The following is a 15,727-nucleotide window of genomic DNA, read 5'->3' on the forward strand; positions in this document are numbered from 1 at the left end:
TATCGTCGCGCGTTACCGCTGTCGCCGGAAGTACCGCTTGCAGCGCTGCTCGGCTTCCGCGGCGGCGGCCTCCGGCGTGGCCGCACCGGTCGCAACGGACGCGCACATCTGAATCAGCACGTAGTCGGCGCTGACAGCTCCGGTCGCCGTCGAGATCGGGCCTTTGTAGCCGTCATAGTAAGTGCTGTTCATCGTGTCCTTGAACAGCTTCACCTTGGGATCCTGCGACCACACCGCGGCCTCGGCATAGGCGGCCAGCGGCTGCGACCAGTAGCCGGAATTGGCGTTGAGCCAGGGCTCGTACTGGTCCTTTTCCAGCATGTATTGCAGGAAGGCCTTTGCGGCGTTGGGGTACTGGCTGTGCTTGAACACCATGGCATTAAGGGTCAGGCCCGCCATCGGAGAGACCTTGGCCAGGCCCTTGGGCAGCAGCTGATGCTCGCTGTCCTCGGCGATCGCCTTGGTCGCCGGGTCGTTCTTGAGCGAGAAGTACAGCGAGACGCCGTTGGCGGTCAGGGAGATCTCCTGCGAGGAATAGGCGCGGTTGTTGCTGACGTCGTTCCACGATGGCGTGCCGGCGATGAAGGTCGGGTAGATCTGCTTGACCCAGTTCAGCGCCGCGATGGTCTCCTTGCTGTTGATGACGACATTGCCTTCCTCGTCGAGCAGGGAAGCATTGTGCGACCACAGCGCCCAATTGGCGAAGCCGTTGCCGTCGCCCTTGGCGTTGCCGAGCGCGAAGCCGGCTGGTTTGCCGGCCTTGTGCAGCTTCTGGCACAGGTCGAGGATTCCGGCATGGTCTTCCGGCACCTTGTCGAAGCCGACCGATTGCAGGATCGACTTGCGGTAGATCAGGGGCCCCGCGGTTGCACCGAACGGCAGGCCGATCCAGGCGTCGCTCTTGTTCTTCTTGCCGTAGCGCTGCGCAAGCGGCAGCCAGCCGCCATAGCGCTTGCCGACATAGTCGGCGACGTCGGTCAGCTCGATCAGCTTGTCGACGTAGATGTGGGGAGCGTCGGAGAAGCCGATGATAATGTCGGGGCCCGCGCCGGAGTTCGAGGTGACCGCGGTCTGCTGGTTGATGTCCTCCCAGCCGACGAAATCGACCTTGACCTCGACGCCGGTCTCCTTGGTGAACTTTGCTGCATTGGCGCGGAACACATCCTCGTCGGCCTGGACGAAGCGCACCGGGCGCAGCATGCGCAGGGATGCGCCCTTCTCGATCTCGCGCTTGGGCGCCGCCACGTCGGCGGCCTTGATATTGGATGTTTGCGCTGCAGCACCGGTGGCGGCGAACGTTGCAGCGCACAGGCCCAGCGCCAAGGCATCACGACGGGTGATGTCGTTCCTCATCAGTTCCTCCCTATGATATCTCCCTTCCCGGCGTTGATCGCCGGTGAAGGGTCGTTTCGGATATCGGCGCCTCGGCGCCTGCCGCTTAGCTGTTCGGCCCGCGATCCATGCTGACGGGTTGCCAGCGACGGAGCGTGGTGTCTTGCAGCACCGACGGATTGACGCAGCTTACCGGCCACATGCCCTGAAGCACCAGTGACAATTCGTAGCCCACCCGGCGCTTGCGCGCTTCGTCAAACCGTGCCGAGGCCGAAGCGACGTGGGCGGTCAGGGTCACGTTCTCCATGCCGAGCAGGGGATTGTTGTGCGAGGGCGGTTCCTTCTCCAGCACGTCGAGGGCGGCGTGCGCGATCCAGCCTTCCTGCAGCGCCTTGATCAGGCTCTCCTCGTCTACGGTTGCGCCGCGCCCGGTGTTGATGAAGATCGAGCCCTTCTTCATCTGCCGAAAGTGCTTCTCGGTCAGCATGTGATGCACCTCGGGCCTTGCCGGGGCATGCATCGAGACGAAGTCGGATTGCGACAGCACCTCGTTCAGCGTCGCCGGGATCACACCGTGATCGTACATCAGCGTTTCCTGGATGAAGGGATCGTAGGCCATCATGCGCAGGCCGAACGGCGCCGCGCGTTTCGCAACCGCACGCGCCACGCGGCCGAACGAGACGAAGCCGAGCGTCTGGCCCATCAGCCTCGGGACCTTGAGCAGCGCCGGCCGTCCCTCGGCCCAGCGGCCGCTGCGCACCATGCGGTCCTGCTCGACCAGGCGGCGGAAGCCGGCGAGCAGCAGCATCATGGCGTGGTCGGCGACCTCTTCGATGAAAGTGTCCGGAATGTTGGTGACGGGAATGCCGCGCGCGGTGGCGGCCTTGACGTCGACGCTGTCGACGCCGACCGAGCCGAGCGTGATGACCTTGCAGGTCTGCAAGCTGTCGATGATGGTCTTGGTGATCGGGATGCCCTTGGCATAGATGGCGTCCGCGGTCTTTGCGGCGGCGATGAACCCGGCCTCGTCGGCGGGAGCCTCGATGATCTCGGCGTCGATCGGATCGAGCGCCTCGCGCTCAAAGGAATAGTCGCTGCCCGCGACCGTGAAGCTCGCGCCCTTCGGCGTCACCACCCTGTATTTCGGCATTTTCTCGCTCCCGATTTGGTTTGTCGGTTCTTGTTGTGGCCCGCCTCCGCGGGCGGGCCTTTGCGTCTTTTACGCGAAATCGGAGCGGCTGCGTACAATCGTCGGTTGCCGGCGCGGGGATAAATTGCCGTTTTTGGCGGCTGCGTCCGGGCTTCTACGGAGGCACGTAAGTAACTTGCTAAGGCTCTCTCCCTAAAAGTTATTTCGATTTCGATCGATCTGTCGCGCGCCCGTATCCCATTATTGCCGGAGCTAATCGTGAAATTGAGCAATCTGAAGATCGCCCCGAAGCTCGGCATCCTTGTCGGCGTCACCTTGTTCGGCCTGTGCATCTCCGGTGTCCTCGCCGGCTATCTGATGAAGCGCGAGATGGTGAATGCGCGCATCGATCAGGCCAAGGCGATCGTCGAGCTGGCACGCAATTATGCGGGCGCTCTGAAGAAGCGCGTCGACGCCGGCGAGCTGACGAAGGACGCGGCCATGGCCGAGCTTCGCCGCTACGGCAATTCGATGACCTACGACAACGGCGCGGGCTATCTGTTCGGTACGTCGTATGAAGGCATCACGCAGCTCGCGCCGGATCCCAAGCAGATCGGCACCAACCGCATGGATGTCGTGACCAACGGCCGCAAGCTGTCCGTCGAGCTGATGGACGGCGTCAAGGCCAACGGTTCGATCCTGCTGCATTATGAATATATGAAGCCCGGTCAGCCGACGCCGATCCGCAAGATCGGCTACGCGGTGGCGGTGCCCGGCTTCGACATGTATCTCGGCACCGGCGCTTATCTCGACGACATCGACGCCAAGATGGGCCCGGTCTATTGGCTGCTCGGCTTTGCCATGCTCGGCATTTTCATTGTCGCCGGCAGCGTCGCCTGGCTGATCGGCCGCGGCATCAGCCGTCCGCTGGCGCTGCTTGGCGCCCGCATGAAGGATCTCGCCGACGGCAAGCTCGAGGGCGACATTCCCGGCGTCGGCCGCGGCGACGAGGTCGGCGCGATGGCCGCCACCGTCCAGATCTTCAAGGACAACGCGGTCCGCATCCGCGACCTCGAAAGGACCGAGGCCGATGCCAAGGAGCGCGTCGCAGCGGAACGTCGCAGCGCGATGGAGGGCATCGCCAGCGACTTCGAACGCAGCGTCAACGGCATCGTTCGCTCGGTCTCCTCGGCCGCGGCCGGCATGCAGACGACGGCGCAGTCGATGACCGCGACCGCCAGCGACGCCTCCTCGCGCGCGGCGACGGTCGGCGCTGCCTCGCAAAAGGCCTCCGGCAATGTGGGCACGGTCGCGGCGGCCGCCGAAGAGCTGTCGAGCTCGGTTGCGGAAATCTCCCGCCAGGTCACGCGCTCGACCGAAGTCGCCAGCCGCGCCGTTAGCGACGCCGAGCGTACCAACGCCACCGTGCAGGTGCTCTCGACCGGCGCAGAGAAGATCGGCGAGGTCGTCAAGCTGATCCATTCGATCGCCGCGCAGACCAATTTGCTCGCGCTCAACGCCACCATCGAGGCGGCACGCGCCGGCGAATCCGGCCGTGGTTTCGCGGTCGTCGCCTCCGAGGTCAAGGCGCTGGCCAACCAGACCGCCAAGGCGACCGAGGAGATCTCCGCGCAGGTCGCGGCGATGCAGACCTCGACCAGCGACGCAGTCACGGCCATCTCCGGCATCACCCAGACCATCGCCGAGATGAGCGAGATCACCGCCGGCATTTCCGCCTCGATCGAGCAGCAGGGCGAGGCGACCCGCGAAATCGCCCGCAACATCCAGTCGGTCGCGGCGGGCTCCAGCGAGATCAACGCCCATATCGGCAGCGTCACGTCGGCTGCGGAAGCAACCGGCACCGCGGCCACCGACGTGCTCTCCAACGCCCGCGAGTTGGACAACCAGTCCGGCGCACTGCGCAGCGCCGTCGACGGCTTCCTCGCCAAGGTGCGCGCGGCGTAAGGCCAAACGCTCGAAATTCGTAGGGTGGGCAAAGGCGCGGAAGCGCCGTGCCCACCTTTCTTTTTTGCGACGACCTAACGGTGGGCACGCCTCGCTTTGCCCACCCTACGAGAGCCTGGGCCTTGCGCCGTCATTCCGGGGCGATGCGAAGCATCGAACTACGGTGCGCAATTGCGCACCTGAGAATCTCGAGATTCCGGGCTCGCGCTAGCGCGCGCCCCGGAATGACGGAGCTCACTGTTTCTCGATCTTCGCGTTGGTGATCAGCTTCTCCCACAGCACGAGCTGTTCGTTCACGAACGTGCCGAGCTGCTCCGGCGTGCCCGAGAATGCGTCCATGCCGAGGGTGGCGAGCTGGGCCTTGATCTCCGGCTTCTCGACGATCTTCCGGATCTCGGCGTTGAGCCGGGTCACGATCTCCTTCGGCATGCCGGCGGGGCCGAAATAGCCCTGCCAGGACGAGATGTCGAAATCAGGCACGCCGGCCTCCTGCATCGAGGGCAGGTTCGGCACCAGCGGCGAGCGGTCCTTGGTGGTGACAGCGAGCGCGCGCAGCGCGTTGCCGTTGACGTGGGGCAGGCCGGTCAGGATGTCGACGAACATCATCGAGACGCGGCCGCCCATGACGTCGTTGAGCGCCGGCGGCGAGCTCTTGTAGGGCACGTGCAGCAGGTCGAGCCCGGCATTGTGCGCAAAGGTCGCACCCGACACGATCGCGGAGGACGATCCCGAGGCGTAGCTCAGCTTGCCCGGATTGGCCTTGCCGTAGGCGACCAGCTCGGCGACGGTCTTGGCCGGCACTTCCGGATTGACGACCAGCATGAAGGGCAGGTCGCCGGTGCGCGCGATCGGCGTGAAGTCCTTGACCGGATCGTAAGTGAGGTTCTTGAGCAGATAGGGATTGGCGGAATGCGTGGTGTTGGTCGTCACCAGCAGTGTGTAGCCGTCGGGGGCGGCCTTCGCGACATAGCTTGCGGCGAGCATGCCGTTGGCGCCCGCCTTGTTCTCGATGATGATGCCGACGCCGAGCGCCTGCGACAGATGCTGCGAGATCAGCCGTGTCGTCGTGTCGGTGCCGCTGCCGGCCGCGAACGGCAAAACCAGCGTGATGTTTCGGCTCGGCCAGGTATCGGCCTGTGCAGTGGATGCGGCGGCGAGGCACAATGCGGCCGCGCTGGCGGCACGCAGGTTTCGAATCAGCCCGGAAAGCATGTTTGAACGTCCCCTCTTTTTGGTTGGCGGGGAACCTAGCGCCTCCTCGTTGAAATCGGAAGGCGCGAGTTTGTCGCCTTCTCTCCGCGTCGCGGAATTACTTCACCGCCGAGCCCTGGCGTGAGGCGATCACGACGCCGGCGAGCACCAGCGCGTAGCCGATCAGGTGGAACGGCTGCAGCTTTTCGCCGAGCAGCACGATCGCCATCGCCGAGCCGAACACCGGCACCAGATGGAAGAACGGCGCGGCGCGATTCGGGCCGATCAGCGCCACGCCGCGGTTGAAGAAGAGATAGGCCAGCGTCGAGGGAAAGATCAGGATGTAGCCCAGCGTCGCCAGCGTCGTCCCGTCGAATTGCAGCACGCGGCCGCTTGCTGCCTCCCAGATCGCGGTCGGCAGCAGCATCGTCGCGCCGCAGCAGGTGGTGAAGGACAGGAAGGAGAGCTGGTGGATCTTGGGCCGACGGGGGATGAAGGCCGAGTAGATCCCGAACGCCACCAGCGAGGAGGCGAACATGATGTCGCCCCTGTTGAAGCTGATGCTCGCGAGCGCGGCGAGATCGCCGCGCAAAATGATGATCAATACGCCGAGAAGCGAGATCGCGATGCCGGCGAACTGGGCACCCGTCAGCCGCACGCCGAACAGCACCAGCGACCACAGCGCCACGAACAACGGTCCGGCCGACTGGATCAGCAGCGCGTTCAGCGCCTCCGTATATTGCATCGCCCAGTACGAGATCGCGTTGTTGAAGGCGAAGCCCACCAGCGACAGGAACAGCATCAGCGGCAGGCTCTTGCGCAGGGCAGGCCAGTCGCGTTTCAGATGCGGCCAGGCGAACGGCAACAGGATCAGGAAAACGCCGAACCAGCGGATCGTGGTTACAGTCAGCGGCGGCACATGCGCGCCGACATGACGCGCGAGCACGATGTTGCCGGCCCAGAACAGCGAGCTCAGGCTGAGCAGCAGATAAGGCTGGTTGTTGAGCCAGCTGGCCGGACTGGAGGCTGGTGGCGCGGGCGAAGCGGTCGTCATTGGCGTTGGATACGAGCTTGCGCCGGATTGCCGACGCGGCACAAGTCACGCCGCCGCAATGCTACAATGCAGGCAAACCCTGAGGAGGCGCCTTTGGCGGTTAATATGTTGAACATGGTGACGCGGTGTGGGCTTTGCCCCTCTCCTCTGTGAGTGAGGGGTAACTCTTTGCTCGCTTGGACTCGTAGGGTGGGCAAAGGCGCACTTGCGCCGTGCCCGCCATCTCTCTCGATCGCAAAAGTGCGTGGGCACGCTTCGCTTTGCCCACCCTACGAGAGTTCGGATAAACTACGTCGCCTGCTTCCTTGACGCCGCGAACACGCCGGCCAGCACCAGCGCGAAGCCGATGAAGTGGAACGCCTGCGGGTGTTCACTCAAAAATGCCATCGCCATGATCGAGCCGAACACCGGCACGACGTGGAAGAACGGCGCGGCGCGGTTGGCGCCGATCAGGTGGACGCCGCGATTGAAGCAGAGATAGGCCAGCGTCGAGGGAAACACCGCGACGTAGAACAGCGTCAAGAGGTTCGGCCCGTCGAGCTTCATCACGGGCCGCGCGGACAATTCCCATATCTCCAGCGGAATGAGGCAGGCCGCGCCGGCCCCGAAGGTGAAGGCGAGGAACGACAGGCCGTGCATCGGCGGCCGTTTCAGCGTCAGCACCGAATACAGCGCGAAGATGACGAGCGCGACGATGAAGATGAGGTCGCCCTTGTTGAACTCGATGTTCGACAGCGTGGTGAAATCGCCGTGCAGCAGAATGGTCAGCACGCCGCACATCGACAGCAGCACGCCGAACGCCTGCGCCGCGGTGAGGCGGATGCCGAGGATGGCCAGCGACCACAGCGCCACGACCAGCGGCGCGGCCGACTGCAGCAGCAGCGTGTTGAGTGCCTGGGTATGCTGCAACGCCCAATATTGCAGCGTGTTGAAGGCGCCGATGCCGGTGACCGAGAGCGTGATCATCAGGCCGAGCCTGCCGCGGATCGCGGGCCAGTCCTGGGCAAGGTGTTTCCAGGCGAACGGCAGCACCAGCAGGAAGGCAAAGAACCAGCGCAGGAACGACAGCGTGACCGGCGGGATGTGGCCGGCGGCGAGCCGGCCGACGATGGCGTTGCCGGCCCAGCACAGCGCGGTGATGCTGAGCAGCAGATAGGGCTGGTTGGCGATCCAGCTGTGGCCGGATGTCTCCGCGCTCGTGGTCTGGCCGGTGGCGGACATTGGGATTGGCGTGCCCCGCGTGCGCCGAGGCTTCCAGCCCGGCGGGATCCGGGCCGGCTGATCGCCCGGCGCTGTCCAAAGACACGGAAATCGGGGCTGCATCAACGGGGGGCGGACGCATCGCGACCATGCAGCGGCGGATTGAGCCTCTCACGCTTTGGTCGAAGCCTCGCGCGCCCCCGCGAAGGTTTCTGGATTTTCCGGGGATATCAAAGGCTTGGAGTGGCCCCGAAGCCCTGAAAATGCCCCGTTCTTGCTTGCCTAGAGAGGCTGCTTCCTTTATCCGGTTGGGCTGCCTCGCGTGCGAACGGCCTCTGGCCGGGAATTGGGCTGGGCGCAGGCATGATTCCGGAAAAGTGGGTACCAATTTTCCGTTCGGATCATGCCACCTACAGAGAAATCTTCGAAGGATTACCCGCGAATGGCCAATGTTGTCGTCGTCGGCGCCCAGTGGGGCGACGAAGGAAAGGGCAAGATCGTCGACTGGTTGTCGGAGCAGGCGGACATCGTCGTCCGCTTCCAGGGCGGTCATAACGCCGGCCACACGCTGGTGATCAACGGCAAGACCTACAAGCTCGCGCTGCTGCCCTCCGGCGTGCTGCGCGACCAGAAGCTGTCGGTGATCGGCAACGGCGTGGTGTTCGATCCTGCCGCCTTCCTCGACGAGGTCTCCAAGCTGCGGGCGCAGGGCGTTGCGGTCTCGCCGGAGAACCTGCGCGTCGCCGAGAACGTCACGCTGATCCTGCCGCTGCACCGCGAACTCGATGCGCATCGCGAATCCGCCAGCGCGGCGACCGCGATCGGCACCACCCGCCGCGGCATCGGGCCTGCCTATGAGGACAAGGTCGGTCGCCGCGCGATCCGCCTGATGGACCTCGCCGACCTCGACACGCTCCCGCACAAGATCGACCGGCTGCTTGCCCACCACAATGCACTTCGCCGCGGCCTCGGCTTGCCCGAATTCGACGGCAAGGTGATCTTGAAGGAGTTGAGCGCGCTGGCGCCGGAGCTGCTGCCCTACGCCGAGACGGTGTGGCGGCTGCTCGACATCAAGCGGCGTGAAGGCAAGCGCATGCTGTTCGAAGGCGCGCAAGGCGCGCTGCTCGACGTCGACCACGGCACCTATCCCTACGTCACCTCGTCCAACACGGTGGCGGCGCAGGCCGCGACCGGCGCCGGCCTCGGACCGGGTGCGGTCGGCTATGTGCTTGGCCTGTGCAAGGCCTACACCACCCGCGTCGGCCAGGGCCCGTTCCCGACCGAGCAGGACAACGAGACCGGCCGCCGGATCGGCGAGCGTGGCCGCGAGTTCGGCACCAATACCGGCCGTCCGCGCCGCTGCGGCTGGTTCGACGCCGTGCTGGTCCGCCAGGCGGTCCGGACCTGCGGCATCAACGGCCTGGCGCTGACCAAGCTCGACATCCTCGACGGCTTCGACACGATCGAGGTCTGCACCGGCTACAAGCTCGACGGCAAGGAGATCGACCACTTCCCCGCCGGCGAGGGCGCCCAGGCCCGGGTCGAGCCGATCTACGAGACCATCGAGGGCTGGAAGGAGCCGACCGCCAATGCGCGGTCCTGGGCCGACCTGCCGGCCCAGGCCATCAAATATGTCCGGCGGATCGAGGAATTGGTGGGGTGCCCGGTTGCGCTGCTTTCCACCAGCCCCGAACGCGAAGATACTATCCTGGTGCAAAATCCGTTTGAGGCTTAACGATATCTTACCGGGACGCGCGTATAGTTGAGTTGAAATGGCTGATTACTATCCGCTGATCGCCCGCGCTATTGCCGCCTTGGACCCGAACGCTCCCGGCGAAAGCCGTCGCGCGCTCTATGAGCGGGCGCGCACGGCGTTGATCGCGCAGCTCCGCAGCGTGCAGCCGCCGCTCTCCGAATCCGAGATCACCCGCGAAAGGTTGTCGCTGGAGGAGGCCGTCCGCAAGGTCGAATCGGAGGCTGCCCAGCGCGCCCGCGAGGCCTCGCGCCCCGGTGGCGGCGCCCGCAGCGGCAGCAGCGGCGATGCCTTCCGCCGCGCCAGCACCCGAGCCGCCGAAGGCAGCCCGGCTGCGGCTGGGCCGGCCCCGCCGCGGACGCGTCCGGCCCCGCCGCCGCCGCGCGCCGACCGTCCCTCCTTCAACGTCGATGGCCAAGGCGAGGCCCCGCGTCCGCCGCGCGCGCCTCGTTTCGACGCCCCGCGCCAACCGGGACCGTCCGCCCCCCCACCGATGCCGGAGCCGGCGGCCGGGCGCGATCGCGCTGGTGCGCGTCGTCCGCCCGATGTCGGACCTCCGCCGCCGCTGCCGCCGGCACCGGGCGTGCGCGGCTTCCGCGACATCACGGCCGACGCCAATGATCTCGGAGGCGCTGCCGCGCAGGCCAGCCGCGCCGCGCGCCGCACCTACGCCAACGTGCCCTCGCCTTCGCCGGAATTCGACCGGCTCGAGCCGAGCCTGGAAAACCGCGCCGGCGAGCAGGACGCGCCCTATTCCTACGACGAGTCGGTCGAGGAGGCCGAGCGCTACGCGCCGCAGCCGCCGTCGCCGCGTCCGCGCATCGCGCCCGAGCGCGACGCCAAGAAGCGCGCCCGCACGCGCTCCGCCTTCCCGTTCAAGAGTGCGATCGCCGTCGGCATCGTGCTGATCCTCGTCGGCGCCGGCATCCTCTGGGGCAAGCAGCTGGTCCAGATCGCGACCAACCTGCTGAAGTCCTCGCCGACCCAGGTGGTGGAGGCGCCGAAGGATCCGTCCCAGCCGCAGAGCAAGCCGAAGATTCCGGATCGTGTCGGCCAGCCCTCGGCCAGCGACCAGCCGGTCGCGCCGGTGGCGCAGAAGGTCGTGCTCTATGACGAGGATCCGTCCGATCCGAAGGGCAAGCAATATGTCGGCTCGGTGGTGTGGCGGCTCGAGCCGATCAAGGCCTCGGGCGCCCAGAAGGCCGACGTCGCCGTGCGCGCCGACATCGAGATCCCCGACCGCAAGTTCAAGATGACGATGTCGTTCCGCCGCAACACCGATTCCTCGCTGCCGGCGAGCCATACGGCGGAGCTGACCTTCATCCTGCCGCCGGATTTTCCGGGCGGCAGCGTCTCCAACGTGCCGGGCATCCTGATGAAGTCGAACGAGCAGGCGCGCGGCACACCGCTCGCCGGCCTCGCGGTCAAGGTCACCGACGGCTTCTTCCTGGTCGGCCTGTCCAATGTCGACGCCGACCGCTCCCGCAACGTCCAGCTCCTGAAGGAGCGCTCGTGGTTCGACGTGCCGCTGGTCTACGCCAACCAGCGCCGCGCCATCATCGCCATCGAGAAGGGTGCCCCCGGCGAGCGCGCCTTCAACGACGCTTTCGCGCAGTGGGGCGATTAGGCGTTTCACCTCTCCCTCCGGGAGAGGTGAAGCAACGGCCCTTCGCGCTCAGCGGCTCAGTTTAATTGAGCCGTCTTACTGCGCCGCCGCTTCCCGCTTGCGCGATGCGACCGCCTCGCGGTCCATCACGGCGCGGCAGCCGGGGCTGACCTGGGCCTTGTTCCGCACCATGCAGGCCCTGACCCTGGGAATGTCGGGGATCTCACTGGAGCACAGCCGCATCGCGTCACCCGTGCACATCTGCTGCGCTTCGGATGAGAAGGCGAGGCCGGGTGAGGTCTGGAGTGCAATGGCGGTGGTTGCGACGGCGAAGAGCGAAGCGATCGTCTGATAGCGTGTCATGTAGAATGCGTCCCCGAGTTCCGTGAGCTTGAGCCACTTGGTTTTTGGGGCGCCGCACACGGCTTGATCTGCCGCATGTCACAGCCTTCACGTCGGGAACTCTAGTCCCGCATGTGGTCGCTCGATTTCATGATGTTCGAATCGAAAAGTGCTGCGCCGCCCGAGCGAAGTATGCGCCATTGTCACGTGGCTGCAATGGCAGGCGCAAAGGAATTTGCAATTGTTGCGTGGACGTCACGCACAAAGCGTGCGCGCGCGATCAGATCATCCGATCGAAAGATGCGCTCGCTTGTTCCACATCGCTCGCGCCGAGCGCGGCGGCGTGTTCCTCGACGGCGGTGACGCCTTTGGCCGTAAGCTCGAATAGATCGCCGTCCTTCATCACGTAGCCGTCGGCGATGAGTTCGCCGATCTTGCCGTGGCGGTCGTCGGCGAAGGCAACGGACTGGCTGATGTCCCGCAGGATCGAGAGCTGTTCGTCGCGCAACATGGCTTCACTCTCCGTTCGCTGGGGATGGTCGGTCCCTCACATGCCGTGGCTCTGAAACACCTTGCTGCAAGAGCGCGACAGCTTGGCCCGGTTGGCTTGCAGGCAGCCCTGCACGGCGCCGTCATTGCCGAGGTCCTTGCGACAGAAGCGCGAGGCGTCGCGCGAGCAGGCCTGCTGTTCCTGCGGCGAGCCCATGTGGCCTTGCGCGAGAGCGGGTGCGTTCGACAGGCTACTCAGGGCTGCCAGCGTGATCGTCGCCAGGAGAAATTTGCGGGCCATCGGCGGCTCCAATCTGACAGGGATAATTCAGGTCCTGTCTGAACTCGTCGCCTTGCCACTTGTTCCCCCAAAGGCGGAGCTCGCCGCGCTATTCAAGGTTCCCGCGGCGCTGCTATAACACCGGCGAAGTGAAAGGGTGTTTGATGAAACGCTATCTGGTGTTTGCGCTGGTTGGCCCGTTCGTCGGCGGGTTCCTGCTGCTGCTGACGACGACCTATCAGTCCGGCTATTGGACCCAGACCAGTCTCGGCGAGGTCGGCAAGCTGTTCGCGGTGTTCTTCAAGACCCTGCAATACAGCTACCTGTTCGGCTTCCTGCCTTCGCTGATGATCGGCGCGGTGGATGACATCCTGACGCATGTCAGGCGGATCGGCCCGGGCTTGCGGATGCTCCTGGTCGGCCTGTTCGCCTTCGTGCTGGCCTCGCTCACCTACAGCTCGCGCGGGCCGGATTCGGGCGCGGTGCAGTTCATCCTGTATGGCCTCGTCGGGTTCGTGCCGGCGGTGATTTCGTCCTGGCTCGTGCATAAATACATCAAGGAGCCGCAGCCGGTGGCGGCGCCGACCTGAGCGCGACGTTCGGGCGCGGCGCAGCAACCTCCGCCGCGCTAGCGCGTTCCCTGAAGGCCATGACCATGTCCGACGACGATATCCTTGCTCCACGCAGATCCCGTTCGGGGAGTTCGCGCGCGACCGCTTCCGGTAGCGAGGCACGCGGGCCGATCATCGATCAGGACGGCCGGGAAATCCGCCCTGAAACGCTGGAGCCGGGCTTTCGCGAGTTCGGTTTCGAGCTGGGCAAGGACAATCCGTTCGCCGGGAGCCCGTTCGGCAATCTCACGCGCGAGCAGCGGATCGCGCGGATCGAGGCGATCGCCAAGCTGCTCGACGTCGCCTTCATCCTGCCCGGCACCAACATCCGCTACGGCATCGACGGGCTGATCGGCCTGATCCCCGTCGTCGGCGACATCATCACCACGGCGATCTCGCTGTGGCTGGTGCGCGAGGCCCGCGCGCTGGGCGCGCCCTGGTACCTCACCGCCCGCATGCTCGGCAATGTCGCGCTCGACGGCGTGGTCGGCATGGTCCCGTTCGCGGGCGACGCTTTCGACGTCATGTTCCGCGCCAACATGCGCAACGTGCGCCTTTTGCGCCGCTGGCTTGACAAGCAGCCGCGGATTTAGCGCGGCGGCTGGGAGCGCTTGCCGCGAGTCCATCTGGTCGATGATGCGCCGCTGCGGGGAGAACCCCCCAAACGCAAAAAACGCGACAGCCTTTCGGCCATCGCGCTTTCTGCGCACATCGGAGGCTTGCGAAAACTTAGGCCGCGTCGGCGGCGTCGGTCTCGGCCGGCGCCGGCTTGGGACGGCGGGGCAACGGGAAGGCTTCGCTCTCATAGAGCGAGCGGATGCCGTTCTGGTCGAAACGCGCTTCCTCGACCTGGAGATAGGCGCCGTTCAGCGAATCCGTCGGCAATTGCTCCATCGCGAACTGCACGGCTTCAGCCGCGGTACCGAACCGGCGATAGGTGAAGCCTGCGCGCTTCTTCTTGCGGATCGCGGCGGGGAAGAGTTCGGCGGAAGTGTTGAAGTTGAACGGACGCAGTGGACGCATGGTCAAAGACCTCGTGATCTCTCTGGGGCTTTAAGCGCGTGGGGTTTGGGAGGGCAGGGGCCGCAATCGAGCGAGCCCGCCGCACATGCCATTTTCGCCCTCTAATATAGGCCGATTTGACAAAAATGCGACCCCCGCGATGGGAGATGATGAATCCGCGCATGGCAGCTCCGCGGATGAAATTAATTAAGTTATTTCAATGACTTATATGGCTTATAATTTGCCAAGCAGCAGCAGGACGACCAGCACCGCCAGCACGACGCCGCCGATGCCCATGCCGGAATGGCCCATCCCATAGCCGTAGCCGCCGACGCGGCCGGACAGGCCGCCGATCAGATAGATGATCACCAGGATGATCAGGACGGTCCCGAGTCGCATGGCATCCTCCCTGGCGGCCGCCAAATGCGATGATCGGCCGCACGCCAGACGAGAAAAGCACATCGCGCGGCCGGGTTCCATGAAGGAACCGGGCCGCGCGCAACCTTATTTCGGCTCCAGCTTCAGCGCGGCCGAGTTGATGCAGTAGCGCAGGCCGGTCGGCCCGGGGCCGTCGGGGAAGACGTGGCCGAGATGGCCGCTGCATTTGGAGCAGAGCACCTCGGTGCGGATCATGCCGTGGCTCGCGTCCCGCTCCTCGTCGATATGGCTCTCGACGGCGGGCTGGGTGAAGCTCGGCCAGCCGCAGCCGGAATCGAACTTGGCGTCTGACTCGAACAGCACATTGCCGCAGCCGGCGCACGTGTAGGTGCCGGCGCGGTGGTCGTGCTCATACTCGCCCGAGAAGGGACGCTCGGTCGCCTTCTCGCGCAGCACCGCGTACTGCATCGGCGACAATTCGCGCCGCCACTGCTCTTCGCTCTTGATGACCTTGTCGTCCGTGGTTTTCATTTTGGTGTCGGGCATGGGTCTCCCGTTTGTTTCGGTGATCCCGCGATCAGTTGGTGGCCTTGCTGGCACTCACCAGCGTCGGCTTTTCAATGTAGTTATCCGCGAACAGCTTTTTCAGGTTCTCGACCTTGGGCAGGTCGTTATAGGCGATGTAAGGCTGGTTCGGGTGCAGCGTCAGATAGTCCTGGTGGTAGGCCTCCGCCGGGTAGAAGGCCTCCAGCGCGCCGACCTTGGTCACGATCGGCTTGCTGAACACCTTGGCGCCGTTGAGCTGGGCGATATAGGCCTCCGCCACCTTCTTCTGCTCGTCGGAGGTGGTGAAGACGGCCGAGCGATATTGCGTGCCGACGTCGGGGCCCTGGCGGTTGAGCTGGGTCGGGTCGTGCGCCACCGAGAAGTAGATCTGGAGGATCTTGCCGTAGGAGATCTTCTTCGGGTCGTACTTGATCTCGACCGCCTCGGCATGGCCGGTCCGGCCGCTCGAGACCGTCTGGTAGTCGGCGGTCGCCTTGGTGCCGCCGGCATAGCCGGAGACCGCGTTGACGACGCCCGCGGTGTGCTGGAAGACGCCTTGCACGCCCCAGAAGCAGCCGCCGGCGATCACGGCGGTCTGGATCCCGCTCGCAGGGGCCGTATCCATGGCGGGGGCGGGGATCACGACCGCATCCTCCGCAGCCCGGGACGGCGCGGCAAAGGTTAGCGAAAGGGCGGTGGTTGCGGCGAGCAGGGAGGCGAGGGCAGGTCGGCGCATGGCGGATCCTCTTTCGGAAGGTCTGACAGTCTAGGGCGGTCGGAGCCGGACGAACAGTTGCCCGGCTGGGTTTTCGCACCATCCGAGGTACGGACGCGGCCGCCGATTGTTAC

General features: G+C 65.3%; 17 protein-coding genes. 5 read left to right on the forward strand and 12 right to left on the reverse strand.

The window, feature by feature from the left end; genetic code table 11:
* Window positions 1–12: 12 nt before the first annotated feature.
* A complete protein-coding gene (locus CV770_RS12765; RefSeq protein ID WP_104462587.1) occupies window positions 13–1,353 on the reverse strand; it encodes an ABC transporter substrate-binding protein in 1,341 nt (446 codons plus the stop codon).
* Window positions 1,354–1,438: 85 nt separating this feature from the next.
* Window positions 1,439–2,482 (reverse strand): C-terminal binding protein, encoded by a 1,044-nt coding sequence (locus tag CV770_RS12770; RefSeq protein WP_028140247.1) that lies wholly within the window; start codon window positions 2,480–2,482, stop codon window positions 1,439–1,441.
* Between the two features lie 258 nt (window positions 2,483–2,740).
* On the opposite strand from CV770_RS12770, the gene CV770_RS12775 reads away from it, so the two are divergent.
* Window positions 2,741–4,426: a methyl-accepting chemotaxis protein gene (locus CV770_RS12775; protein ID WP_104462620.1), complete on the forward strand. Its 1,686-nt coding sequence runs from the start codon at window positions 2,741–2,743 to the stop codon at window positions 4,424–4,426.
* A 234-nt stretch (window positions 4,427–4,660) separates the two neighbouring features.
* Here CV770_RS12775 and CV770_RS12780 read toward each other — a convergent pair whose 3' ends face one another.
* The 3 genes from CV770_RS12780 to CV770_RS12790 all read right to left on the reverse strand — a co-directional run bounded on the left by CV770_RS12780 (window position 4,661) and on the right by CV770_RS12790 (window position 7,892).
* Window positions 4,661–5,638, reverse strand: a complete 978-nt coding sequence (locus tag CV770_RS12780) for a Bug family tripartite tricarboxylate transporter substrate binding protein (RefSeq protein ID WP_091956490.1) — start codon at window positions 5,636–5,638, stop codon at window positions 4,661–4,663.
* Between the two features lie 97 nt (window positions 5,639–5,735).
* Window positions 5,736–6,671: a DMT family transporter gene (locus CV770_RS12785; RefSeq protein WP_165637299.1), complete on the reverse strand. Its 936-nt coding sequence runs from the start codon at window positions 6,669–6,671 to the stop codon at window positions 5,736–5,738.
* 288 nt (window positions 6,672–6,959) lie between these two features.
* Complete coding sequence (locus CV770_RS12790; RefSeq protein ID WP_104462589.1) at window positions 6,960–7,892, reverse strand: DMT family transporter; 933 nt, start codon at window positions 7,890–7,892, stop codon at window positions 6,960–6,962.
* Window positions 7,893–8,313: 421 nt separating this feature from the next.
* On the opposite strand from CV770_RS12790, the gene CV770_RS12795 reads away from it, so the two are divergent.
* Window positions 8,314–9,606, forward strand: a complete 1,293-nt coding sequence (locus CV770_RS12795; protein WP_104462590.1) for an adenylosuccinate synthase — start codon at window positions 8,314–8,316, stop codon at window positions 9,604–9,606.
* A gap of 37 nt (window positions 9,607–9,643) precedes the next feature.
* Window positions 9,644–11,251 (forward strand): hypothetical protein, encoded by a 1,608-nt coding sequence (locus CV770_RS12800; protein WP_104462591.1) that lies wholly within the window; start codon window positions 9,644–9,646, stop codon window positions 11,249–11,251.
* A 75-nt stretch (window positions 11,252–11,326) separates the two neighbouring features.
* On the opposite strand, the gene CV770_RS12805 is transcribed toward CV770_RS12800, so the two are convergent.
* The 3 genes from CV770_RS12805 to CV770_RS12815 all read right to left on the reverse strand — a co-directional run bounded on the left by CV770_RS12805 (window position 11,327) and on the right by CV770_RS12815 (window position 12,362).
* Window positions 11,327–11,593 carry a hypothetical protein gene (locus CV770_RS12805; protein WP_165637300.1) on the reverse strand — a complete coding sequence of 89 codons (267 nt, stop codon included), beginning with the start codon at window positions 11,591–11,593 and terminating at the stop codon, window positions 11,327–11,329.
* A 259-nt stretch (window positions 11,594–11,852) separates the two neighbouring features.
* Window positions 11,853–12,083: a hypothetical protein gene (locus tag CV770_RS12810; RefSeq protein ID WP_026202008.1), complete on the reverse strand. Its 231-nt coding sequence runs from the start codon at window positions 12,081–12,083 to the stop codon at window positions 11,853–11,855.
* Between the two features lie 36 nt (window positions 12,084–12,119).
* Window positions 12,120–12,362, reverse strand: a complete 243-nt coding sequence (locus CV770_RS12815; RefSeq protein WP_201759826.1) for a hypothetical protein — start codon at window positions 12,360–12,362, stop codon at window positions 12,120–12,122.
* Between the two features lie 143 nt (window positions 12,363–12,505).
* Between CV770_RS12815 and CV770_RS12820 the strand changes: the two genes are divergently transcribed.
* Both CV770_RS12820 and CV770_RS12825 read left to right on the forward strand, forming a co-directional pair.
* A complete protein-coding gene (locus tag CV770_RS12820) occupies window positions 12,506–12,931 on the forward strand; it encodes a DUF5413 family protein (RefSeq protein WP_091956494.1) in 426 nt (141 codons plus the stop codon).
* 59 nt (window positions 12,932–12,990) lie between these two features.
* Complete coding sequence (locus CV770_RS12825) at window positions 12,991–13,545, forward strand: DUF4112 domain-containing protein (RefSeq protein ID WP_104462593.1); 555 nt, start codon at window positions 12,991–12,993, stop codon at window positions 13,543–13,545.
* A 136-nt stretch (window positions 13,546–13,681) separates the two neighbouring features.
* On the opposite strand, the gene CV770_RS12830 is transcribed toward CV770_RS12825, so the two are convergent.
* The 4 genes from CV770_RS12830 to msrA form a co-directional block, all read right to left on the reverse strand.
* On the reverse strand, window positions 13,682–13,975 hold the full coding sequence (locus tag CV770_RS12830; protein ID WP_018318374.1) for a hypothetical protein: 294 nt from the start codon (window positions 13,973–13,975) through the stop codon (window positions 13,682–13,684).
* Window positions 13,976–14,188: 213 nt separating this feature from the next.
* Window positions 14,189–14,353: a DUF3309 family protein gene (locus CV770_RS12835; protein WP_165637301.1), complete on the reverse strand. Its 165-nt coding sequence runs from the start codon at window positions 14,351–14,353 to the stop codon at window positions 14,189–14,191.
* Window positions 14,354–14,458: 105 nt separating this feature from the next.
* On the reverse strand, window positions 14,459–14,878 hold the full coding sequence (msrB, locus tag CV770_RS12840; RefSeq protein WP_091956496.1) for a peptide-methionine (R)-S-oxide reductase MsrB: 420 nt from the start codon (window positions 14,876–14,878) through the stop codon (window positions 14,459–14,461).
* A 31-nt stretch (window positions 14,879–14,909) separates the two neighbouring features.
* Window positions 14,910–15,614, reverse strand: a complete 705-nt coding sequence (msrA, locus tag CV770_RS12845) for a peptide-methionine (S)-S-oxide reductase MsrA (protein WP_091956497.1) — start codon at window positions 15,612–15,614, stop codon at window positions 14,910–14,912.
* Window positions 15,615–15,727: the final 113 nt, after the last annotated feature.

It is taken from the genome of Bradyrhizobium sp. AC87j1 (genome assembly GCF_002936975.1).
In the GTDB taxonomy this organism is placed as follows: domain Bacteria; phylum Pseudomonadota; class Alphaproteobacteria; order Rhizobiales; family Xanthobacteraceae; genus Bradyrhizobium; species Bradyrhizobium shewense.